Here is a 21,591-nt window from a genome sequence, read left to right as displayed (position 1 = left end):
TAGAACATGAACCAGTGGATCGCGTCCTGCCTCATCCTGAGCCGACGACGATTAGACTTGTTCATGGGACACTCCATCTTTGGAAGCGATCTTCTCTCCTCTCAGCGGTGGAGCCCGGCCTTGATCGGCCGGGCTCTCTCGTTCAGAAGTCCATGGCGGGAGCGGCCGGAGTTGGTTCAGCCTTCTTCGGCTTCTCGGCCACGAGTGCCTCGGTCGTGATCAGCAGCGATGCGACCGACGCGGCGTCCTGTAAGGCGGTGCGGACGACCTTGGCGGGATCGATCACACCGGCTTTCACCAAGTCTTCGTACTCGCCAGTCGCCGCGTTGAAGCCCCAATTGTAACTCTGGTGCTCCAGAAGCTTGCCGACAATCAGTGAGCCATCCTCGCCGGCGTTCTGCACGATCTGCCGAGCCGGCACCTGGATGGCGCGGCGAACAATGTCAATGCCGGCCTTCTGGTCCGCGTCGGCGGTCTTGATGCCGTCAAGCGCTTTGAGGGCACGCAGAAGGGCTACCCCGCCGCCAGGGAGAATGCCTTCCTCCACCGCCGCGCGCGTAGCATGCATCGCATCATCGACACGGTCTTTGCGTTCCTTGACTTCGACCTCCGTCGCGCCACCGACACGGATCACCGCGACGCCTCCGGCGAGCTTGGCGAGGCGCTCCTGCAGCTTTTCGCGATCATAGTCGGAGGTCGTTTCCTCGATCTGAAGCCTGATTTGCTGGGCGCGCGCCTCGATATCCTTCTTGGCGCCCGTGCCGCCGACGATGGTGGTATTGTCCTTGTCAATGACCACCTTCTTGGCGCGCCCGAGCATCTTCACTGTGACCTTTTCCAGCTTGATGCCGAGGTCCTCGCTGATGACATTGCCGCCGGTCAAGATCGCGATGTCCTCCAGCATGGCCTTGCGACGATCGCCGAAGCCAGGCGCCTTGACGGCCGCGACCTTCAATCCGCCGCGCAGTCTGTTGACGACCAATGTCGCGAGCGCTTCACCTTCGATGTCCTCTGCGATGATCAGGAGCGGCTTACCGGACTGAACGACCTGCTCCAACAGCGGCAGCATGGTCTGCAAGCCGGACAGCTTCTTCTCGTGAATCAGAACGTAGGGATCCTCGAGTTCGACGCGCATCTTCTCGGGGTTCGTGACGAAGTATGGCGAGATGTAGCCGCGGTCAAACTGCATACCCTCGACCACTTCGAGCTCGGTGTGCAGACTTTTGGCCTCCTCGACGGTAATCACGCCCTCATTACCGACCTTGTTCATGGCGTCGGCCAGGAAGCGGCCGATCTCGCTATCACCATTGGCCGAGATTGTGCCTACCTGGGCGATTTCGTCGTTCGAGGTGATTTTCTTGGCGTGTGATTTCAGGTTGGCAACGACGGCGTCGACCGCCAGATCGATGCCCCGCTTCAGGTCCATCGGATTCATGCCGGCGGCGACGGACTTGCTGCCTTCCTTGAAGATGGCCTGGGCAAGCACGGTGGCCGTTGTGGTGCCGTCACCGGCGGCATCGCTCGTCTTCGAGGCGACCTCGCGCACCATCTGCGCGCCCATGTTCTCGAACTTGTCCTCCAGTTCGATCTCCTTGGCGACGGTTACGCCATCTTTGGTGATGCGCGGCGCACCGAACGATTTCTCGATCACGACGTTGCGCCCCTTCGGACCGAGTGTGACCTTCACCGCGTTTGCCAGTATGTCGACGCCCCGCAGCATACGCTCTCGGGCCTCGGTTGCGAACTTCACATCCTTGGCAGCCATTTTGATCTCTCCTTTCCTCTTATGACTGTCAGCGCGCTACGCTGCCTTCTTGACGGTGCCTGCCTTGTCGATGACACTCAGAAGGTCGCTTTCCTTCATGATCAGAAATTCCTCGCCGTCGATCTTGACCTCTGTACCAGACCACTTTCCGAACAGAACATGGTCACCGGGCTTGACGTCGAGTTGAACGAGCTGGCCCTGTTCGTTGCGGGCGCCGGGGCCAGTGGCGATAATCTCGCCCTGCTGTGGCTTCTCCTTTGCTGTGTCTGGAATGATGATGCCGCCCGCGGTTTTCTCTTCGGCGTCGAGACGTCGCACGAGCACGCGATCGTGCAAGGGACGGAAATGCATGCACATCCTCCTTGGGTAGGTTCAGCGATGTCCAAAATCCGGGTCCGTAACCGGCCCCCGGGCGAAAAAGCACCTAGGAGCGAGGGATCTACTTTCAAGAGGGAGGAAGAAAATTTTTGCGACGAAGGCCGCCGGCTGTCGCTATCGCTCGCAGCTCGCACCCGCAGAGCTTTCCCAGCGTCCAGAATCGTTCGCCGCACGTTGAAAACTGAGATCATCAAACCGAGATGTTTTCTCGGCGGCAGAGCAAACTCTGCGCAGCAAATTGGAGCATCTTCGAAAGGAGGATAACCAGAGATGCGGACTTTATTGGTACTTGCTGCTCTACTCGGGATGGTGGTTTCGCTGCAGGCGAAAGAAGCGGATTCGTCGCGACCAGTGCGAAGCTCCGACGCCGCCGTTAAGCAGTTTGTCAGCAATCAAAGCGACCAGCCGCGCGGCAAGCCCGCAAGAACAAGGTCCGATGGCCGCAAAGACAGTGATTTCTCAGCGGAAGCCATCGTGCCTGATATCTGCACCGGCTGCTGATCCATCGATCAGCAGCCGGCCAGCAGTTTCTGTGTTCAGCTTCTAGATGCGCCTGCTGAAGCAGCCTCAAGATCCGGAAGGTGTGCGCACATCATCCTCTTGATGCGCTTCAACGCACGCTGCTCGATCTGGCGGATACGCTCGCGAGAAATCCCGAAGGAATTAGCCAGATCGTCAAGCGTGCTTTGCTCTTCTGCCATGTAACGGGCTTCGACGATGGTGCGTTCTCGCGGAGAGAGCGCACTCAGCGCCTCCGAGAGTGCGGCCTTCTGCCGTTCACGGTCTCCGGTCTCCACAAGCTGGGTTTCGGGATCAGGAGATGAATCGGCGAGCCTGTCTTGCCATTGCTCGCCTTCTTCGTCACTGAGCTGAACGCTCAGCGTCATGTCGCCACGGATCCGGCCGTTCATCTCGACGACGTCGGTTTCCCTAACCTGAAGATGTTCAGAGATCTGCTTCACCTGCTCCGGCGAAAGCTCGCCATCGTCCGGCGCACCAAGGCGTCTCTTCAACTTTCGAAGGTTGAAGAACAGCTTTTTTTGCGCTGCAGTTGTGCCGAGCTTGACGAGTGACCACGATCTCAGGACGAACTCCTGCACGGACGCCTTGATCCACCAGGCGGCATAGGTCGCCAGGCGAAATCCCTTCTCAGGGTCGAACCGCTTGACGGCCAGCATCAATCCGACGTTGGCTTCCGAGATGAGGTCGGCGATGGGCAATCCATAGCGCCGATATTTCAGCGCGATCTTGGCGGCCAATCGTAGATGGCTCGTCACCAGACGGTAGGCAGCTTCGCGATCCCCGGAATCCCGAAGACGCCTTGCATACATCACTTCTTCGGATGCATCGAGCAGCGGGAAGCTACGGATCTCCTGCAGATACCGGGACAACCCGGCTTCCGAATGGATGGCAGGAAGGGCTGACTTGATTGACATGACCTGCCCTCCTTCAGAAGCCATCGCCGCTCTTGAGCTCTAACGAGCGGCCAGAGGGAAGACGCAGCCGCGGGGACCCACCGAGGTGAGTGGGGCTGATCGACTGCCAAGCGACGATACAGGTAGCTTTCATATCCAAATCCTCCATGGAGCAAAATGGTACGAGCCGCCGTATCGCCTGGCTTAGCTGGGCCCTGAGGCGCCCAACGGCACTCAGGCCGGCGGCGCCAAAAGAACTGCGAACCCAATGGGTTGTTCCCCGTATCAGCTAGCCAATTCGTCGGAAGCCAAGCTGCCGCGGCCCGATGAGGCGAGGGACGGGCCCGACGCTTGGGGCCTACTCTCCTGCTCGCCATGACCTCCGCGATCGAGGTGAAGTGCGAATCCGCTTGTGCCGGGAGCCTCCAGCCCGGCGCGGAGTTGCATGCTCGGGATCAGGTAATCGCCACCATTCTGTCGCCGGTACGGAATGGGCGCGGTGGTCGCGAGCGCGCGCATCCGCTCACGCAATTCTTCGGCAATAGGTGCAAAACCGGCGTCGTCCAGCCGGTCCACGCGATAGACCACGAAGGGCGGAAGGACTTCATAGCCGGGATAGTAGAGAATGCCGTGATTGATGGGGAACAGCAGGTCGTCGATCGGCCCGTTGACGCCGCGATCGGAATAGTGCTCCTCCCATCCACCGGCAGTCACGACCAGCATCGCGCGCTTGCCCTTCAAAGTCCCGTCGCCATAGCGATCGCCCCACCGCTTGTCGCTGTGTTCGCCGACCCCATACGCGAACCCGGAGGCGAACACCCGGTCGACCCAGCCCTTGAGGATCGCCGGCGTCGAAAACCACCACAGCGGAAACTGCAGAATCAGGACATCCGCCCATAACAGCTTTTCGATCTCGGCTTTCACGTCGCTGGTCAACGTGCTCGCCTCGAAAGCCTGCTTGGAGGCCGCGGCCGGCTTGAGCCGTTCACCTTGCCCGAGCGACGGAAAGTCCCCTCTGCCGACCTCCGACTTCCAGCCCTGGGCATAGAGATCCGACACCTGCACGTCGTGCCCGAGCCGCTTGAGTTCCCTGACAGCGACGTCTAGCAGCGCGCCGTTCAACGAGCGCGGCTCCGGATGGGCGAAGACAATCAATACTTTCACGACAGCACCTCCTGATGAGTGACGTTGATCAGGTGGCACGCAAAGCCGCAATCTAGTAGATGTAAATAATGGATATGATTATGCCAAAAAATGGATAAATCAGAAGTCACGCTTGAGCGCATGCGTAGCTTCGTCCGGGTCGCCGAGCGGGGCAATCTGTCCGCGGTCGCGCGCGAGCTGGAAGTCGGCCAGTCAACGGTGACGCGCCATTTGCGAGAGCTGGAGGACGCGGTCGGAGTGCCGCTCCTCAGCAGAACCACGCGCAGGGTGTCAATGACTGAAGAGGGCGCGCGCTACTATCGCCACTGCGTCCAGATCCTCCGCCAGGTTGATTTGGCCGGCGAGGAAGCGCGCAGCACACGCGGCGCGGCAGCGGGTACGGTACGCATCTCGTGCACCGCGGCCTTCGGAGTACTGCACGTCAGTCGTTTCATCTTCGCCTTTCAGGACCGCCACCCGGACATCCTGGTTGATCTCAGCCTCACGGACGAGCGCATCGACCTCGTGCAGGAAGGCGTCGATATTGCCCTCCGGCTTGGGCCACTTGGTGATAGCTCGATGAAGCTCAAGGCGCTGGGCCAATCAAGGCGAATGCTCGTTGCCGCACCCAGCTATCTAGCCGAACGCGGCAAGCCGGTGCGCCCGCAGGACTTGGCAGATCACGAAGGCGTCAGGATGTCCAATATCGCCGGCAGCGATCTACTCGTACTGCATGGTCAGCGCGGCGGGCGCCATGTGGTGCCATTCGGCGGTCGCTTGCGCGTTGATCATGGACTTGCAGCAAGAGAGGCCCTCGTAGCCGGACGCGGAATAGCGCCTGCACATCTCTGGCTCGTCCAGGATCTCCTCGCCGCTAACAAGCTCGAAGTGGTGCTTCCCGAATTTTCGCCACCGTCCGTTCCGCTGAACATGCTGATCGTACCGGAACGGTTGGGCATCGCCCGAGTGCGCTTGTTGGCCGACTTTGTCTCGGCACAGATCGCGCAAACACCTGGGATCAAGAAGCCGTCAAATGGAGCCTAGCGATCGGTCGATAGCGCAGCCGAACCTGCGAGGGTGCTTCACCACTCGTGTGCCCTGCCTGCCCTGCTCTCCAGCGCGACGCTTTGCGGCAGGCGGCACTCACCTCGATGGAGATGCCAATCCGGCACGGAAGCCCTCGCGCCAGGTCGGATAAATGAGCTTCAAGTCCAGCTCCCGTTTTGCGTTGGCGTTCGAAGCGCCACGCCCCTCATTCATCCATTGCACCGCTGCTTTGCTGGCAACGAAGAGACCGAGCCACGATGGAAGCCGGAGCGGCGGCCCAGCCCCACCGATTCCGCGAAATACGGCAACCACTCCGAGACTTTCGCCGGCTCATCACTCCATGATGTTCTGCTATTCTGATTCTCTCGACCTCCATTTTCTCCGTCCCACAACTGATGACAGCGCGAGCGAGCAAGTCGCGCGCCCTGAACGAACGCCCGGCGGGAACCGGGCCTTCTTTTCATCACCAGTACCAGTACGGATAAACCGGAGGATAATAGCGGACTACCCGGTACGGACGGCCATAGTAGTAGGGCGGGCCATAGACCGGTCCATAATAGACCGGTGGTGCGGTGGCGGCCGCTAGTGTTCCAGCGAACAATCCGAGAGCAAGCCCGGGACCGATACCCGGACCGCCCCAGCCATGATGACGCCAATGGGCCGAAGCCGGCGCAACTGATCCGATGAGGAGCGTTGCCGCCGCGACGACTGCAAGAGCAAGCTTTCTCATGTCGTTTCCCTCAAGTTACTACGCGCTCTGCGCACTTGTCTCCTTGTCATGGTCCACTTCGCCGAACCTCGGTTCGGCTATACAGTGAATTAGAACTGTCCGGGGCGAGTTCAAGTAACTCGTTGATGAGACCTGTCGATCTTGCCAGCGATTTGGCGGAGCCAAAAACCAGCATCAGGAGTTCTTCACCTGCTCCGGCGTTCTCAACGCGGTGGTGGACCAGCTCTATCTGGGGCGCGAAAATGAGCGCGCCGTTAGACCGCCCGGAGGCCTTCCTTCGGCATCTCCCGGATCAGCAGGTCAATATCGCTCTGCTCCAGCGTCTCCTTCTCAAGGAGCTTCTTTGCCGCGCGGTCCAGGATCGGACGCCGCGTGTTCAGTATGCCTTGGGTGCGCTCAAAGACCTGATCTACAGTATCCTTTACCTCGCGGTCGATGGCTGAGGCGGTCTCCTCCGCGTAGCCACGCTCGCGAACTGGATAGGGCTGGTCAGGGCCTGGGAGGAAATTGCCGGGCTCGCGGTCATAGGCAACGCTGCCGAGTTTCTCCGACATACCATAGCGTGTCACCATGCTCCGTGCGACGTCGGTCACCCGGCGCAGATCGTCGGCAGCTCCCGTCGATAGATGGCCAAACACGATGAGCTCAGCTGCACGGCCGCCGAGCAGAACGGCCATATTGTTTTCCAGCTCCTCCTTGGTCATCAAAAATCGGTCCTCGATCGGCCGCTGAATGGTGTAGCCGAGTGCACCGACCCTCACGGGGTATCATCGAGACCTTATGCACGGGATCGACACCGGGCAAGGAAAGCGCGACTAGCGCGTGGCCCATCTCATGAAAAGCGACGATCTCACGTTCCTTGGGATTGAGCAGCCGGTTACGTTTTCCAGACTGGCGACCATGCGTTCCACCGCGTTATTGAAGCTGACTTCCTCTCTTGGCCTCGCACGGTCCGCTTCCGGGGGCTGAGCGGAAAGCCATCGTGGACACGCCGAGGGCAGCCTTTGACCCTGGCTGTGTGAAAACGCTGTGCCGCTGCTATGATTCTCCGGTGATTCTTTTTGGGGGAATCGATGAGGCGCTTCGTTGAGGAGGCGGATCGTGGGCAATGCACGCTGTTGCCGGAATGCCTCGATGATTTCATTGACGAGAGTAATCCTGTCCGTGTGATCGATGCGTTTGTCGATGCGCTCGATTTGGCCGAGATGAGCTTCGAGGTTGAGCCGGCGGCGACCGGTCGGCCATCGTACCATCCCTCGGTTCTCTTGAAGCTCTACATCTATGGCTATCTGAACCGGGTGCAGTCGAGTCGGCGGCTCGAACGAGAAGCCGGACGCAATGTCGAACTGATGTGGCTGCTGGGTCGGCTCACTCCCGATCACAAGACGATTGCCGACTTCCGCAAGGACAATGGCCTGGCGCTGCGCAGGGTGTGTGCGCGCTTCGTTGAACTCTGCCGTGGGATGGGTCTCCTGACGACGGCGAGCGTTGCCATCGACGGCAGCAAGTTCAAAGCGGTGAACAACCGGGACAGGAACTTCACCCGGGCGAAGGTGGAGCGGCGACGCTCCCAGCTGGAGGAGAGCGTCGCGCGGTATCTAGGCCAACTTGACACGGCCGACCGGCAGGAGCCGACGGAGGCCCTGGCCACGAAGGTGACGAGGCTTACCGAAAAGCTGACGAAGCTGAAGGAGGAAATGGGCAAGCTTGCCGCTTACGAGAAGCAGATGCTTGCATCGCCTGACCAGCAAATCTCCTTGACTGATCCCGATAGCCGCTCGATGGCGACGAGCGGCCGCGGCTCCGGCGTCGTCGGCTACAATGTGCAGGTCGCCGTGGATACCGAGCACCATCTGATTGTGACCCATGAGGTAACGAACAGCGGCTCAGATCGGGCTCAACTGGCCAATATGGCAAAGCAGGCGAAAGAAGTGCTCCAGACCGATGCGCTCGAGGCCGTTGCCGATCGCGGCTACTTCAGCAGCGTGGAGATCCTCGCGTGCCACGAGGCCGGCATCACGGTAACTCTGCCCAAGCCACAGACGTCGGGTGCCAAGTCAGATGGGCGCTTCGGCAAGCAGGATTTTGTCTATTTGCCTGAAGAGGACGCCTATCGCTGCCCAGCTGGAGAGCAACTGCCTTATCGCTTCACGAGCGAGGAAGACGGGAAGCGGCTACGGCGCTACTGGACCACGGCCTGTCAAAATTGTTCGCTTAAATCGCAGTGCACGACAGGGCCAGAGCGGCGGATTCCACGATGGGAGCATGAGCATCTGCTCGAGGCTGTGCAGCAGCGTCTCGATGCAAACCCACAAGCCATGCGCCAGCGTCGAGAGACAGTCGAGCATCCGTTCGGCACGATGAAGGCCCGCATGGGAGCGACACACTTCCTCACCAAAACGCTTCCAAAAGTAGCCGCCGAAATGGCACTCTCGGTGCTGGCCTATAATCTGACACGGGTCATGAACATCGTCGGGATCAAGCCGCTGATCGCTGCGATCGGGGCCTGAGACACACGCGGCTCCCCGCTTCCGGGACCGACGCCCTTTGAGATCGTTTTTACACGGCCAAGACCCAAAGCGGACCAGCGTCCGCCCTCCCATGCGCGGCAACGCACTTCGGTGCAGTGTCAGCACCTTACACTATGGGTCGATCTCAAGCGGCTTGCAGTATCAACTCGCTCAGACGATCTGGTGCATCGAGCATGGCCATGTGCCCGACATCAGGCAGTTCGAACGTGGCCCAGGACTTCTCGCTCTTGCAGTCTGCCAGCGCCTTATCAAGGGGCGGCAGTGAAAATTTGGGGAGACGGATATATGTCTTCTTCGCCACCTTTTGGAGTGCCCCGGTAACCTTGATCGGCTGAAGATAGGTGCCGACTGGCTGCGGAGTCACTTTGGACTCGGCGAACGCGCGATCGCGTTCGGCAACGACAGCAGGCGGATACTTCGCCGACCCACGAACACCAGCCTCGCCCTTTTCGATGGCCGCTTGTATGCCTTTGCGAACCGGCTCGGCTGCGGTGTCTGCGGCCCTTTGTCCGTCGGCTGGAATGAAGGCATCAAGCCACACAGCTGACGAGACGCGGTCGCCGATGCTTTCGAGCGCGCCGGAACCTACATAACCTGCAAGGGACCACGCCACGAGGCAGACGTTCTCGAGACTTTCCCATTTGACCAGGTTGACGACGTCGGCGATGTGGGTGTCCAGATTGACGTCCTTGCTCAGCAAATGCGAGCGATCAGCCAAACCCGTGAGTGACGGAGCAAATACCTTGTGACCGCCTTGTTCGAGCCGGTCCGTGACACGGCGCCATATCCAGCCGCCGCAAAACGCCCCGCTGACGAGGACGAAAGTCTTTCGCGCCGGTTGCGCGCGGGCGACACCGGCCACGCTGGAGGTCGTTGCTGCCGCAAGACCGCCGGCTGTTGCGCTGCGAAGCATGCGGCGGCGAGTAATTCCACTATTCGTCATGACAAATTCCTGTTGTTCAAAGGATCGGCTGCCAGAGGACTGCAACCTAAAGGTTATCCGCGCATCTGTTCGCTGCCAAGGTCTGTAATTGGCCCATAGCCGACCTCTTGCGGCGCTCAGGACAACGTCCGCGAGTGGACCCATAGCAGACCTGCACCCGAGCATTCGCCGAGTGGCCGCCTTAACCTCGCAGTGGCAGCGCGATGGAAAGCAGTTAACGCGCGAGTGCAAACGGTATTGAACGAAACCCAGTTCGGGCGACTCATGGAGGTCCGCGCTGGCCTGGCAGTCGCTCTGGCGGCCTGCCTCGCGTTTGATCGCGCGGCACTCGCGGAGTGGCTTGCGCTCGCGGCGGGGCTCGGCCTCGCCGCCAGTCTTGCCTGGACCGGCCATGCCGGCTCGACCCTTGGGGCAATCGGCGACGTGCATCTCGCTGCAGATGCACTGCATTTGATCGCCGCCGCGGCCTGGATCGGTGGTCTCGTGTCGCTGGTCCTTTTCTTCGCTGCAGCCCGGAATCAGGCGACCGCCTGGGCACCGGTTGCGGGCGATGCGGCCGAACGCTTTTCGATCTTGGGCATGGTCAGCGTGGCCACGCTTTTCGTCACCGGCATTGTCAACGCCTGGATCCTGGTCGGCTCGTTTCGTGGGCTGTTTACAACCGAATATGGCCGGGTGTTGATGCTCAAGCTCGGCATATTCGCCGCCATGCTCGCAGTTGCCGCGATTAACCGATTCTACCTGATGCCGCGGCTCGCCCTGCCGCCACCAGAGTGCAGTCGGACTCACTCCGGCAACTCACGCGCAACAGCGTTATCGAGATCGCGCTCGGACTGACGATCCTCGCCATTGTCGGAATGCTCGGCTGATGCATCCCGCCGTCCATCTGGTCTCGACCTAACCATTTATATAGAACATGTCGGGTTTTGGCCCATCAGCGAAGTTGCGCCTCATCTGGCGGAGGCCCGCTGCTTGCGGCTAAGAGGACTGGATTTGCTCGCTCTGAGTTCTTCGCATTTGGCCCTTAGCTGACTTCCGCTTTTGGCGCCGCGCTTTCCGCTTTCGAGAGCTGAGCGGAACAGTGTCTTGGAGCTGCCACAAACGGCACCCTCAATACTTTCTCACCGCGCTGTCGAGGCTTGCGATTTCTGGATGCGCGCGCCTTGGGACGAGGCGAAGGCGCTACACGTGAGCCAGTCTCGATGAGGTTCGCAGGCTCACCCGGCTGTCCGATTGTTGCCTCAGCCCTCCATAAATCCCCAAAGTACGATCAAGTAATAGACCAAAACCGCGACGACAACGTTGATCGCAACTATCAGCAAAACATCGATAGGTAAGATCGGTTTCCGTCTAGCTATCGCTGTGATCCTAGCCGGGCTGAGATACCCTGACTGCTCACAAATGATGGCCGATGCACGTTACTCCGCTACTGTTGCGTTAGCGCCGCAGGTAGTTCCATCCTATGAAGTCCGATCGCGGCGATCATCTGCAGTGGCTTTCCAAGCGGCTACGCCAAAGTAGGCAGTAAGCGCCAGAGCAACCGCGACCAAAACAGAATTGAACTGGGTCATCGATCGGCCTCTCTCCCCAATACAGAGAAGCCCTTTCGATTTGGGTGCGCACGACTGAAAGCTGCAAATCTAAAAGTTTGCGCGCGCAATCCACAGAGAAGAGGTTACCGAACGTCTGCTTGTTTCCGGAAGTCTTCTTTCCCCGCCGTAGTGCCAACAGCGGAAGGGGCCGGTCCAATCGACGGCTCGTCAGCACGCAAGGAAGAGCGCCGACGCTTCCAAGCCAGGCCCGTCTTAACGGCACACGATCTGGCGAACAAGTCGCACCACTTTTGCGGGGTCACCAGAATCGTTCGCCAATTTCGGCGAGCGACGACGCAGTAGAAAGGAAACGCCGCAAAGCGTCGCCTTTCTCCACACGACGCAGCAGATGAAGATTCCGGAATGGCTGTGGCATGAAGGATGAAAAACGTTCGAGGCTCACCCGGCACACGCGTCCGATCGCATTTCAACGGCGCGGCGTTGATTGCGCCGGCATCATCACACGTCGTCACCCATGCGATCGGTCGCGGCGACGGCACGCACTGGGTTTGCGAGAACCACCCTGAGCGCCCGTGAAGGACCGAGGCCTGCGGCCGCGGCGGCGCGGTTGCGCCCTGCCCGTCTGCAACAAGGTCGGTCCCGACAATGAGATGCCGTTGCTGCCAAACGGGTTCGAGACCAGCTTCACGACCACCGACATCATGCGTCCATTCCGCCGTAGGCCGGCAAAGCGTTAGGTGCATCTGCGCCCGCGTGTGTAAGTGAGCAAGACAGCCGTATCGTCAGCCGCAACGGCTTCGACTGGACTCTGGCGCTTCCCTTGGATTGTCTCCGGCGCGCTCAAGAGGCGCGAGCAGCCCTTCGAAACGCGCCACTTCGACTCTTTTCGCCTCCTTGGCTCTAAGCGGGGCCGCATAATGCCTGCTTGTGCCCCCCTTAGCGACGCAAACAACGTGGGCCGTTGTCGGTGAAGTTGGTGCTCCAGCCATCAGTTCTGGATGAGCTTGACGGTTAAAATCGGCCATTCACTGTCATGCCGGATTATTGAAATGCGAAGTCCGTGCACGTCGTCGAGATAGACATGATCAATGGTTCCAGCTTAGCCTTCACTCATGACGACAGTCTTACCGATCAACTCGTCCTCGGCAGCGTGCAATTCACGGAGGACGCTAACGGCTCTTTCCTCACCAGTGCTCGACGTGGTCATGCGCGTAAAAAATGACATAGGCGTTACGAAGCAGACGTGCTCCGAAACGGACGTGCGAGCTTGTATCGTATGAGCCAAGCCCACAGCTCCGCAAACCAGTGAAGCTTCAGCAGCTTTGGCTTCACCGCCGCGAACAGTCGTTCCACAATGAGCAGGCTGGCGGCATACGCTGAGATGATCATGGCTGTGCCGGTGATCCAGTGGCCCTCGCCCGCCACCGCTACAGCGATGAGCTTCAAAGGCTCAACCAGACAGCGGCTAACAGCGCAAGTGACTGGTAGGGACCAAGTTTGTCTATGGCTTGCCTCACAGGTTTCCGCTTCCTTCCGCCCTAAGCGAATAGAACTCTCGGGTGCACAGTTGAGTTCCAGTGGCGGTTCGGATCGGTAAAGAGACTGGCCACATCCATTGCGGCTGCGAAGCGCTTAGGCGTCTGTGTTACATTTGCCCAGAACATGCACCACAACACTCCGGCGCAGTTCGCTCATGAGGGTCAGGCCCGTTCGAGTTCGGAATTGGCCCTTGCGAGACATGCTCGGGCCATCCTGAGAATGTCGGCTAAATGGGGTAGGCCGGAGGCCGTGATGATCTTGCCAAATCGACGCGAATGACCCTTAGCGCGCCCATGTCGTGCGGAACAAGGTTCAGAAAATGGCCAGCTTTAAATCACAATCCACCGCACGGCTTCACATAGGCCGGAGGCATCAATCGAACTGTATGCCCCAATGCCTGCAACTCACCGGACCAATAATGGGATGACGCGCAAGCCTCGATCCCCACTAAGCACGGCGGCAACTTCTCAAAGAATGACAGCACGAAACGGCGTTTGAGCTGACGGCGTATGACCACTTGGCCGGCTGCATCGACGCCGTGCACTTGAAAGACCGACTTCGCAACATCCAGACCGACCGTCGAAATTGACTGCATAGGCTGCTCCTCCGAATCGTGGGAGCCGCAAGAACGGCGCCCATACCTTGGAACTCTCGTCCCGGTGGAGGAGCCGTCCACAAATCAACCCATCTCTCCCTCGAGTGATGATCCGCTAGCGATAAGAATTGCCGCGCAAAGTGAGCCAACACTATCGCTAAGAACAGCTATCAACCGCCCGTGAGGTTCTAGCCTCGACGCGCATAGACCAATTGGCGGACGTCGATCTTTCCAGCCCTGAACCCCGCCTCACAGTAAGACAAATAGTATTCCCAAAGTCGTCGGAATTGCTCGTCGAACCCGAGCGAGGTCAGGTCAGCCCAGGCCAGACCGAAATTTGCTCGCCAGATTGCAATCGTCTTCGCATAATCTTGTCCAAAGACGCGCTCATGCCTCATAGGAATCTCGAAACGTTCGCCGAGCGAGCGCAGGATAGCGGCCGAAGGCAGCATGCCACCTGGAAAAATGTACCGCTGTATGAAGTCCACGCGGCGCCGGTAGCTGTCGAAGAGTTCGTCCTGGACGGTGATGGTCTGGATACCTGCCAGCCCGCCCGGCTTGAGCCTTTGATGCAGCTGATCAAAGTATGCGGGCCAGAACTGCTCGCCAACAGCTTCGAACATTTCGATCGAGGCAATGCGGTCGAATTGACCTGTTTGATCGCGATAATCCTGCAGCCGGACTTCGACCTTTTCGGCAAGCCCGGCTTCGTGAATCCGCCGGCGCGCAAATTCGTGCTGCTCTTTGCTGATGGTAAGTGCCAATATGCTGACGCCGCAAGTTTTCGCGGCAAACTCGGCGAAGCCGCCCCAACCGCATCCGATCTCGAGGACGGTCTGGCCGGCCTGCAAATCGATGTCTTTTGCTAGTTGCTCGTATTTGTTCCGTTGCGCGGCGGCGAGGTCGGCGGTCCCGCATGAGAACAGAGCCGACGAGTAGGTCATGCTTCGATCCAGCCATGCAGCGAAGAACTCGTTACCGAGATCATAATGCGCACGGATATTTTGCCGTGACCCTTCTCGCGTGTTGTGGCGTAGTCGGTGAAGCATCCTGCGGCAGAGCCGGACAAGCATGTTACCCGTAAAGACGCTGTCGATGAGGTCGTCGTTGAGACAGAACACATAAAGAAGCTGGGTGAGATCGGGCGTCGTCCAGTCGCCCCTGACATAGGCTTCAGCCATACCGATGTCGCCGCCCAGGATCAGACTACGGGCAAACGCATAATCGTTGATCTGGATCGTGGCCGACGGGCCTGATTCCACCCCTCGCAAGACCGTGGTCCTGTGGTCCGGAAGGCGCACGTGCACGCTACCGAACCTGAGTCGCGATGCAAGCCGCAGCGTGAGCCGGGCGAGGAACGGCAGATCGTCGAATCGGGCAGTCTGGTGATTGGCTACGACCTCCATGATCTCAAATTCCGCCCTGTTTCATCCTAGTCACGTACGGAACACCTTTGATCCAAAGCCATAACGCCTCCCAATGGATGGCGATCATTACCTTAACGGTGACAAGGGGCAGACCAAAGAATGCCGCAACAAGTCGAGGGCCGGTCAGCCGACGCCGTCGTCCGATAAAGGCGGCCGCAAAGATCGCACCCTGTTCGTTCGTCTGAAGGATTCTGACCCGCACATGACGCGCCGGCGGAGAGATGCTGAAGCGGTATTGCATCCTCATTTCCATGAAAGGCGAGACGTAGAACTCCTTGGCCTGAGTTTGCCGGATCGCCCTTGCACCGGCCGCCTTTAGCACCGGCAGAACGTAGGAATGCATCTCTCCGAAGGTGTTTCGCACCTCATAAATCAACAGCGCGAGCTCGCCGGAGGCGCGATAGCAGAAGTAAATCGAGAGCGGGTTGAACACGTAGCCCAGGAGCCGCGGATAACACAGAAGAAGAACCCGGCCACCCGACAAGTCGATGCCGCGCTCGACCGCCAATTTCCGCGCGTACTGGCTCAGTTTTGCGCCAGCACGGTTTCCATGGTCGCGTTCGTGGAAGCTGAAGATTGCTGCTCGATTGACTCCGAACAAGCGCGACTGTCGATCCGCATCGTCCAGTCGGTCCAGGTCGATGAGAAGGCTCATCACCTCGTAGGTGAATCTGTGCTGCACAGGTTGCCATCGCGCGTGCATCACCTTTCCGCGATAGAGCACGACCGGTGCGACCTGATCATTCCCTCTGGGCGGTCTCGACCCGAACATCGCATTTACTCGGCTGCTTGCGCCAGCAACGAGGTGGACTGACGCCAAGGCGGCGCACAGCCCATAGCCTCAGCCACTCGGATGCCGGACCTCAGACCGTCTTCATGGAAGCCGTAGCCCGTCCACGCACCACAGAACCATGTTCGGCGACGACCTTGAATCGCAGGAAGCCGCCGCTGGGCTGCGAATGCGGCTAAATGGTAGAGAGGGTGAGCGAAGCTGAATTTTGCAAACGTCAGGTCGGGGGCTGGCTCGCGCGGCGGGTTGAGGCTGACGAATAGCGGCTTGCGATCGTCAATACCCTGCAGGCGGTTCATCCAATAGGTCACGGCCGCGTCGTTCTCGACAAGCGTTTGTCGCCGCCACTGCAGGAAGTTCCATGATGCCCATGCCTGACGACGTTTGGGCATAAGATTGTGATCGCGGTGCAGATAGACTGCGTTCGGGCTGTATCTTATGGCGCCTAGTATTGACCGCTCTTGCGCGTCGGCATCTGATAGCATCGCCAGTGCCTGATCGCTGTGGCAGGCCATCACAACGGCATCATAGCTCTCCACATCGCCGTGACTGTCGCGGATGGTCACGCCCTGCTCCTCTCGGGTGATGGAAGTCACTGCACGGCCGAGGCGAATACTATCCTTGAAAATAGCGGTGAGCTTGTCGACATAGCATCGGCTGCCACCCTCCACGGTGCGCCAGCGTGGGCGATCCAGGTGCAGGAGTCTATGATTGTCGAAGAAGGTGATGAAGTTCTCCGCAGGAAATGAGAGAATAGCCGCCGCCGAGGACGACCAGATGGCTGCCCCCATTGGTCCGAGATAATTAGAGAACAGGCCCGCACCGAATGACCCCTTTTGCAGATACTCGCCGAGCGTCATCTTGTCCAGCCGGCCAGCGCGCAAGTCGGCCACGCTCTCCTTGTTGAATCGCAGGACGTCGGCCAGCATTCGAAAGTATGACGGCGACGCCAGGTTGCTCGGTTGAGCGAACAGTCCGCAGGCAGTCTGCAGAATCCCCTCGCCGCCCCCGCGCCATTCAAAGCGGCCTTGATCAGCGGACATCGCAAAGCTCATGCACGTCTCGACCGTCTTCACCCCCAGATGCGTGAACAGAGATGATAGCTCGGGGTAGTTCAGCTCATTGAACACGATGAAGCCGACGTCAACGTCTATGGCCTCGCCATCATAGTCGATCCGAACGGTATGACTGTGCCCGCCAGGTCGCAGCTCACGCTCGTAGACGGTCACAGCGTAGCGCTTCGAAAGGAGCCAGGCCGCAGCATTGCCTGCAATCCCCGTCCCAATCACTGCTAAGCGCATCTTTCAACTGCCCCATTTTGCGATACTGCCGGCCACCGACAGCGAGAAATGTCCGATTCTACGGGCAAAGCCCTTCCGCCCGGCTCGAAGCCACCAATTCGCATTCCTTTTGCAGGCGGCGCATAGGAACGCTCGCCGAGGCGGCCTGGATCACCTCGCGCATGCGAGCTTTGATTCTGAAACCGGCGCATACGGCGGACGTACCGATGAAAACAGCCCCGGTGAATGGATGCTTTTCCTGAATCTGCAGGCCATAACCGGCATTGCCCTGGCTCTTTCGGCATTGATGGCGCTCGCTTGGGAGGTGCAACAGCGCACTGGCAATTCCGGTTGGGTTGACGCAATCTGGTGCTATTCGGTTGGGTTCGTTGGCGCTGTTGCCGCCCTATGGCCTCTCGAAGACAGTTCGTCGGCTCGCCGGGCCCTTGTGGCAGGGCTGGTGTTTTGCTGGGCGGCAAGACTTGGAACGCACATTGCGCGTCGCGCCGCCGCAGGTGTCGACGATCCGCGTTATGCGAACTATGCACGCGAATGGGGCTCCGACGCTCCCCGTCGGATGTTCTTTTTCCTGCAGTCGCAGGCTCAAGCGTCGGTCCCGCTGCCGTTTTCGGTCTTTCTCGCCGCACACGCTCCGGACCCCGGCCTAGGGCTGCAGGACTATGCCGGCGCTGTCGTCATGCTTGCGGCAGTCACCGGCGAGGCGATCGCTGACGAGCAATTGCGGCGGTTCAAGCTTTCGCGCTCCAACCACAGCCTCGTTTGCGATGCGGGAATGTGGCGCTGGTCGCGCCACCCGAATTACTTCTTCGAATGGCTCGCATGGTTGGCTTACCCGGTCATCGCGTTGTCGCCGCAGTACCTATGGGGCTGGGCCAGCCTCTCGGCGCCAGCCATCATGTACTGGATACTCGTGAAGGTGACCGGCATACCCCCGCTCGAGGAGCAGATGCTGCGATCGCGTGGTGAACGCTATCGAGAGTATCAGGCGAGAACCAACGCATTCTTTCCGTGGCCGCCCAAACAGCCGCTGCAATGATCGGGCTCCCTATGCGCCGTGATTTGGGCTGCGTCGCGGGCCGCAAAAGCGCATGAGTAGGCGGATGTGATCCGATACGGCTTTCAGCTCGTTAAGCTTCCGTCCAGATCTCGAAGCTGGCGACCCACGGGTGGAAGTGGAAGCGGACATGAATATCGTCTTCCCATATCTCACTGTCACGGTGACCTTCGTTGGGCTCGACATGATCTGGCTCAAGAGCATGGTGGAAAGGCTCTATCGACCGGTGCTGGGTGATATGTTGCGGTCCGAGCCCAATCTAGCCGCCGCCGCGCTGTTCTACCTGGCGTATCCCGCCGGGTTGATCTGGTTCGCGGTGCTACCCGCGCAGCACGAAGGCGGTGCGCTGCGCGCATTTGCCTCGGGTGCGCTGCTCGGATGCTTCACCTATTCGACTTACGATCTGACCAATCAAGCAACGCTACGAAACTGGTCGACCGGGTTGTCGGTGGCAGACATCGGCTGGGGGTCGTTTCTCGCCGGTGTGAGCGCCTGGGCCGGCTTTGTCGTCGCTCAACGAATGGCGCCCTGATCATGCGCGGCGGAACCGAACGGCCGATGGACCAAGCCCGCAAGAGCTGGAAATGGTATCGCGGTGGCGCGTTCCTCTGTTTCGTTCCCGCCGCGGGGCTTCTGATCGGCGTGCTCAACCGGCCAGGGGCTTGGTATGCAGCCCTGAACAAGCCGTCCTTCAATCCGCCGGATGCGGTGTTCGCTCCGGTTTGGACCGTGCTGTTCCTGCTCATTGCCGTAGCTGGATATCGCACCTTCGAGGCGGAGCCGCGCGGCGCCGCGATTAGGTTATGGACCGTTCAGATGGTCCTGAACTTCGTCTGGTCGCCCATTTTCTTTTCGCTTCATCGCATGGACATTGCACTCGGCGTGATCGTAGCGTTATTCGTCGCTATCGTCGCATTTGTCTGGCGGCAATGGCCCGCAGACCGGCTGGCGGCGGCGCTTTTCCTTCCCTACGCCGGCTGGGTTGCGTTTGCGATGTCGCTGAATCTCTCGTTGCTTTTGCTCAACTAGCATTGCAGCCCGATTGCAGATGCCGTGGGCAATGGGCGCATCACGGAGCGAGTCAGGAATGCGTGCGTTCCCAAGCTTACCCATTGCCTCTCTGGTTATCGCGATTTTTTCTGACAATGACGTGAATGCGGACTGAACTCGGCCGTTTGCATCGTCGTCCAGCAACAGCGATGATGATTCGACCAGCCCGTCTCCCAGGTGCTCCATCACAGTCAGTAGGCGATGCAGACCATCCGCAGGCTGCTCGACCGCAATACGCTCGACCTCTCGCACGATCTCTTCGAGCCTGATGACCGCAAGCACCAGGCGGTCGTCGTGCCTGCGCATGGGAAATTCGATGATATCCGCGGTCAAGGCCGGTGCTCCCTCACGTTCAGGCCGCACCGGATGCAGCGAGGCAGTCCTTGCGCACAGTCAGGATAGCCCGGTGCAACCAGGTCTTTATCGTTCCCACGGGCACGCCGAAGCGTCGTGACAGACTCGCTCGGCTCTCGCCCTCAAGATAGGCGAGCGCCACCAGCTTCCGGCGATCTTCCGGCAACCGCGCCAATGCGCCAAAGGCAATGGGTTCGGTGCGGGCATAATCGAGGTCATCGATCGGGTCTTCACTTGCCGCAATCGATAGCGCCTCGTCGAATTCATCAGTCGGCAGTCTTTTGACCCGCAGATGATCGATTGCGGTATTGCGGACGATCGCGGACATCCATGCCATCGCTGGAGCGCGATCGACGTCGAACCGGCAGGCGTTGCGCCAGATCTTCAGATAGGTCTCTTGCAGGATGTCTTCGATGTCGTGAGACGGTGCTCCAACAGCGAGCGCCGTCCTGCGCAACCTGCCTCGCGTCAGTGTGTGCAGCGTCGAGAAAGCTCGTGCGTCGCCGCCTGACACACGCGCGAGCAGTTCGGGCAATCTGTCGCTCTGTCCCTGTCTTCCCGGACGTGAGGAGGCCATGTCCCGTCTCCCTTGCGTTTGGCATTGAAACGCTTCGGGCTCACGTTCGGATCACCGGCCTGGAGAGCAGTGAAGAGGATCAAAGCCGCACGAAGAGCCCGATCAGCCGACCAAGCAGACCATTCATGCGCAGATCACCGGTCATCGCAACCAGGCAGAGACATGGGCCTTCGTCGCCAACAATCGGACGATGATCAACCTCGTCATCACCATAGTCGAAATCGCCGGGGCCAAAACGACCGCCTTCGTGGCTGAAGCTGCCTTCGAGCACGAGCGTCAACTCGGTGCCGGTGTGAGTGTGTTCCAGCATGCGCGTGCCCGGCGCCGACCGCAGCAAGAAGGCCCGCGCCTTGCCCGAGCCGGAAAGCTCGATCGGCCGCATGCTGAGACCTGGCGCAACGCGCCTGGATTTGCCAACCCGGTAGTCTCGCAGCGCCGGTGGAACATCTCGCACCATCCCGAACGTGTCGGCCGAAGACGGCGCAGCTCTCGGTCCAGGCGCGACGTCGATCCGAGCCAACACGCGCTCGAACGCATCGGCTGCCATCGGCACCGGCTCGACATCCTCGAGTGCCAAGCCCGCGAGCTGCTCTATCGCGCGCACGAACCGGGCGCACCGGGCGCATTCTGCCACATGCACCCCCACGACCAGGTGATAGGCCTCTTCCAACCTGCCGGCGGCAAAGTCGGCCAAAAGATCTTCCGGAGGATGATGGTTGATGGTCATGCTTCTTCGTCCAATAGCTCTCTCAGGCGGTTCATCGCCAGTCTGATCCGCGACTTCACCGTTCCGAGCGGAATTCCGAGCAGGCTTGCAATTTCAGGATGCGGCCTCTCCTCGATGAACGACAGCGTCACTACCCTGGATTGCTCCGCCGACAGCCTCCCGACAGCTGACGTGATCCGGGCAGCGTCTTGAACGCGTGAAATGACGGCGTCGACCGGTTCGGCGGGATCCGGCGTGTCCGGCAGCTCGGCAACGCCCCGCACGCGGTCTGCCCGCGCCTTGCTGCGGAACAAATCAATCCGCAGGTTACGTGCAATCGTGAATATCCAGGCCGCGGCCCCGACCGTCGACGGATCGAACTGGCTCGCCTTGCGCCAAACGGCGATCAGGGTGCTTTGCGCGATCTCCTCGGCCTCGTCGGAACTGCACCCGGCCTTCAACATCAATCCCTTGATGCGAGGCGAGAAATGCTCAAAGAGACGGTTGAATGCCTCTCTGTCACCGGAAGAGGCGACGCGTCCGATCAAATCAGCCCAGTTCACCTTCGCCTTCGGCCCTTTGCTCACACCGGTCGACAGCCGCGCGACACCCCCGCGTGGCGCACTGGCCTTGGCCGGGATTGGCACAGTTAAAGCTCGGATAGCAGCGACCATAGTTGCTCGACAAGCGGCT

The 21,591-nt window shown here is 59.9% G+C and carries 20 protein-coding genes and 2 pseudogenes; 7 read left to right on the top strand and 15 right to left on the bottom strand.

From position 1 onward, the window contains the following. Positions 1–142 precede the first annotated feature (142 nt). Both groL and groES read right to left on the bottom strand, forming a co-directional pair. A complete protein-coding gene (gene groL, locus QA642_RS13525; RefSeq protein ID WP_283085096.1) occupies positions 143–1,765 on the bottom strand; it encodes a chaperonin GroEL in 1,623 nt (540 codons plus the stop codon). A 36-nt stretch (positions 1,766–1,801) separates the two neighbouring features. Further along, on the bottom strand, positions 1,802–2,116 hold the full coding sequence (groES, locus tag QA642_RS13520; RefSeq protein WP_283085095.1) for a co-chaperone GroES: 315 nt from the start codon (positions 2,114–2,116) through the stop codon (positions 1,802–1,804). A gap of 297 nt (positions 2,117–2,413) precedes the next feature. On the opposite strand from groES, the gene QA642_RS13515 reads away from it, so the two are divergent. Next, positions 2,414–2,644 carry a hypothetical protein gene (locus QA642_RS13515; protein ID WP_283085094.1) on the top strand — a complete coding sequence of 77 codons (231 nt, stop codon included), beginning with the start codon at positions 2,414–2,416 and terminating at the stop codon, positions 2,642–2,644. A 35-nt stretch (positions 2,645–2,679) separates the two neighbouring features. On the opposite strand, the gene rpoH is transcribed toward QA642_RS13515, so the two are convergent. Further along, complete coding sequence (gene rpoH, locus QA642_RS13510) at positions 2,680–3,579, bottom strand: RNA polymerase sigma factor RpoH (protein WP_283085093.1); 900 nt, start codon at positions 3,577–3,579, stop codon at positions 2,680–2,682. Positions 3,580–3,843: 264 nt separating this feature from the next. After that, positions 3,844–4,722, bottom strand: a complete 879-nt coding sequence (locus QA642_RS13505; protein WP_283086879.1) for an NAD(P)H-dependent oxidoreductase — start codon at positions 4,720–4,722, stop codon at positions 3,844–3,846. Positions 4,723–4,812: 90 nt separating this feature from the next. On the opposite strand from QA642_RS13505, the gene QA642_RS13500 reads away from it, so the two are divergent. Further along, a complete protein-coding gene (locus tag QA642_RS13500) occupies positions 4,813–5,745 on the top strand; it encodes a LysR family transcriptional regulator (RefSeq protein WP_283085092.1) in 933 nt (310 codons plus the stop codon). A gap of 466 nt (positions 5,746–6,211) precedes the next feature. On the opposite strand, the gene QA642_RS13495 is transcribed toward QA642_RS13500, so the two are convergent. After that, positions 6,212–6,478 carry a hypothetical protein gene (locus QA642_RS13495; RefSeq protein ID WP_084334648.1) on the bottom strand — a complete coding sequence of 89 codons (267 nt, stop codon included), beginning with the start codon at positions 6,476–6,478 and terminating at the stop codon, positions 6,212–6,214. A 254-nt stretch (positions 6,479–6,732) separates the two neighbouring features. Continuing rightward, positions 6,733–7,401, bottom strand: a pseudogene (locus QA642_RS13490) (cell division protein FtsH); the annotation flags it as partial. A 150-nt stretch (positions 7,402–7,551) separates the two neighbouring features. Here QA642_RS13490 and QA642_RS13485 point away from each other — a divergent pair. Further along, a complete protein-coding gene (locus tag QA642_RS13485; RefSeq protein ID WP_283079740.1) occupies positions 7,552–8,988 on the top strand; it encodes an IS1182 family transposase in 1,437 nt (478 codons plus the stop codon). Between the two features lie 145 nt (positions 8,989–9,133). Here QA642_RS13485 and QA642_RS13480 read toward each other — a convergent pair whose 3' ends face one another. Continuing rightward, on the bottom strand, positions 9,134–9,952 hold the full coding sequence (locus QA642_RS13480; protein ID WP_283085091.1) for an alpha/beta fold hydrolase: 819 nt from the start codon (positions 9,950–9,952) through the stop codon (positions 9,134–9,136). 237 nt (positions 9,953–10,189) lie between these two features. Here QA642_RS13480 and QA642_RS13475 point away from each other — a divergent pair, with 237 nt between their 5' ends. Then, entirely contained in the window at positions 10,190–10,789 is a 600-nt protein-coding gene (locus QA642_RS13475) for a CopD family protein (RefSeq protein ID WP_283085090.1), read from the top strand. A 1,946-nt stretch (positions 10,790–12,735) separates the two neighbouring features. Here the strand turns inward: QA642_RS13475 and QA642_RS13465 are convergent. The 5 genes and pseudogenes from QA642_RS13465 to QA642_RS13445 all read right to left on the bottom strand — a co-directional run bounded on the left by QA642_RS13465 (position 12,736) and on the right by QA642_RS13445 (position 17,157). Continuing rightward, positions 12,736–12,951 carry a hypothetical protein gene (locus QA642_RS13465; RefSeq protein WP_283085089.1) on the bottom strand — a complete coding sequence of 72 codons (216 nt, stop codon included), beginning with the start codon at positions 12,949–12,951 and terminating at the stop codon, positions 12,736–12,738. Between the two features lie 442 nt (positions 12,952–13,393). Then, positions 13,394–13,639, bottom strand: a pseudogene (locus QA642_RS13460) (IS110 family transposase); the annotation flags it as partial. Between the two features lie 188 nt (positions 13,640–13,827). Continuing rightward, a complete protein-coding gene (locus QA642_RS13455) occupies positions 13,828–15,045 on the bottom strand; it encodes a cyclopropane-fatty-acyl-phospholipid synthase family protein (protein ID WP_283085088.1) in 1,218 nt (405 codons plus the stop codon). Positions 15,046–15,049: 4 nt separating this feature from the next. After that, positions 15,050–15,838, bottom strand: coding sequence for a DUF1365 domain-containing protein (locus QA642_RS13450; RefSeq protein WP_283085087.1), 789 nt, complete (start codon positions 15,836–15,838; stop codon positions 15,050–15,052). Between the two features lie 5 nt (positions 15,839–15,843). Then, complete coding sequence (locus QA642_RS13445) at positions 15,844–17,157, bottom strand: FAD-dependent oxidoreductase (RefSeq protein ID WP_283085086.1); 1,314 nt, start codon at positions 17,155–17,157, stop codon at positions 15,844–15,846. Between the two features lie 229 nt (positions 17,158–17,386). On the opposite strand from QA642_RS13445, the gene QA642_RS13440 reads away from it, so the two are divergent. From QA642_RS13440 to QA642_RS13430, 3 genes are all read left to right on the top strand, one after another. After that, on the top strand, positions 17,387–18,193 hold the full coding sequence (locus QA642_RS13440) for a DUF1295 domain-containing protein (protein ID WP_283085085.1): 807 nt from the start codon (positions 17,387–17,389) through the stop codon (positions 18,191–18,193). Between the two features lie 148 nt (positions 18,194–18,341). Then, a complete protein-coding gene (locus QA642_RS13435; protein ID WP_283085084.1) occupies positions 18,342–18,743 on the top strand; it encodes a DUF2177 family protein in 402 nt (133 codons plus the stop codon). 26 nt (positions 18,744–18,769) lie between these two features. Then, complete coding sequence (locus QA642_RS13430) at positions 18,770–19,240, top strand: TspO/MBR family protein (protein WP_283085083.1); 471 nt, start codon at positions 18,770–18,772, stop codon at positions 19,238–19,240. A 373-nt stretch (positions 19,241–19,613) separates the two neighbouring features. Here the strand turns inward: QA642_RS13430 and QA642_RS13425 are convergent, their stop codons facing one another. From QA642_RS13425 to QA642_RS13415, 3 genes are all read right to left on the bottom strand, one after another. Beyond that, entirely contained in the window at positions 19,614–20,192 is a 579-nt protein-coding gene (locus QA642_RS13425) for a sigma-70 family RNA polymerase sigma factor (protein ID WP_283085082.1), read from the bottom strand. Positions 20,193–20,271: 79 nt separating this feature from the next. After that, the gene (locus tag QA642_RS13420) at positions 20,272–20,919 is read right to left on the bottom strand and encodes a ChrR family anti-sigma-E factor (RefSeq protein ID WP_283085081.1); all 648 of its coding nucleotides are present in this window, start codon (positions 20,917–20,919) and stop codon (positions 20,272–20,274) included. After that, positions 20,916–21,461: a sigma-70 family RNA polymerase sigma factor gene (locus QA642_RS13415; protein WP_283085080.1), complete on the bottom strand. Its 546-nt coding sequence runs from the start codon at positions 21,459–21,461 to the stop codon at positions 20,916–20,918. The genes QA642_RS13420 and QA642_RS13415 overlap by 4 nt, the downstream gene beginning before the upstream one ends. Positions 21,462–21,591: the final 130 nt, after the last annotated feature.

The sequence above is a fragment of the Bradyrhizobium sp. CB2312 genome, from assembly GCF_029714425.1.
Taxonomy (GTDB): Bacteria; Pseudomonadota; Alphaproteobacteria; order Rhizobiales; family Xanthobacteraceae; genus Bradyrhizobium.
The sequence above is the reverse complement of the archived record's forward strand: the minus strand, read 5'-3'. Positions and strand labels throughout refer to the sequence as shown.

Excerpts from the sequence above, each read along its gene's own strand:
- groL (WP_283085096.1), bottom strand. The coding sequence starts at position 1,765 with ATGGCTGCCAAGGATGTGAAGTTCGCAACCGAGGCCCGAGAGCGTATG.
- groES (WP_283085095.1), bottom strand. The coding sequence starts at position 2,116 with ATGCATTTCCGTCCCTTGCACGATCGCGTGCTCGTGCGACGTCTCGAC.
- QA642_RS13515 (WP_283085094.1), top strand. The coding sequence starts at position 2,414 with ATGCGGACTTTATTGGTACTTGCTGCTCTACTCGGGATGGTGGTTTCG.
- rpoH (WP_283085093.1), bottom strand. The coding sequence starts at position 3,579 with ATGTCAATCAAGTCAGCCCTTCCTGCCATCCATTCGGAAGCCGGGTTG.
- QA642_RS13500 (WP_283085092.1), top strand. The coding sequence starts at position 4,813 with ATGGATAAATCAGAAGTCACGCTTGAGCGCATGCGTAGCTTCGTCCGG.
- QA642_RS13495 (WP_084334648.1), bottom strand. The coding sequence starts at position 6,478 with ATGAGAAAGCTTGCTCTTGCAGTCGTCGCGGCGGCAACGCTCCTCATC.
- QA642_RS13485 (WP_283079740.1), top strand. The coding sequence starts at position 7,552 with ATGAGGCGCTTCGTTGAGGAGGCGGATCGTGGGCAATGCACGCTGTTG.
- QA642_RS13480 (WP_283085091.1), bottom strand. The coding sequence starts at position 9,952 with ATGACGAATAGTGGAATTACTCGCCGCCGCATGCTTCGCAGCGCAACA.
- QA642_RS13455 (WP_283085088.1), bottom strand. The coding sequence starts at position 15,045 with ATGGAGGTCGTAGCCAATCACCAGACTGCCCGATTCGACGATCTGCCG.
- QA642_RS13450 (WP_283085087.1), bottom strand. The coding sequence starts at position 15,838 with ATGTTCGGGTCGAGACCGCCCAGAGGGAATGATCAGGTCGCACCGGTC.
- QA642_RS13445 (WP_283085086.1), bottom strand. The coding sequence starts at position 17,157 with ATGCGCTTAGCAGTGATTGGGACGGGGATTGCAGGCAATGCTGCGGCC.
- QA642_RS13440 (WP_283085085.1), top strand. The coding sequence starts at position 17,387 with ATGCTTTTCCTGAATCTGCAGGCCATAACCGGCATTGCCCTGGCTCTT.
- QA642_RS13435 (WP_283085084.1), top strand. The coding sequence starts at position 18,342 with ATGAATATCGTCTTCCCATATCTCACTGTCACGGTGACCTTCGTTGGG.
- QA642_RS13430 (WP_283085083.1), top strand. The coding sequence starts at position 18,770 with ATGGACCAAGCCCGCAAGAGCTGGAAATGGTATCGCGGTGGCGCGTTC.
- QA642_RS13425 (WP_283085082.1), bottom strand. The coding sequence starts at position 20,192 with ATGGCCTCCTCACGTCCGGGAAGACAGGGACAGAGCGACAGATTGCCC.
- QA642_RS13420 (WP_283085081.1), bottom strand. The coding sequence starts at position 20,919 with ATGACCATCAACCATCATCCTCCGGAAGATCTTTTGGCCGACTTTGCC.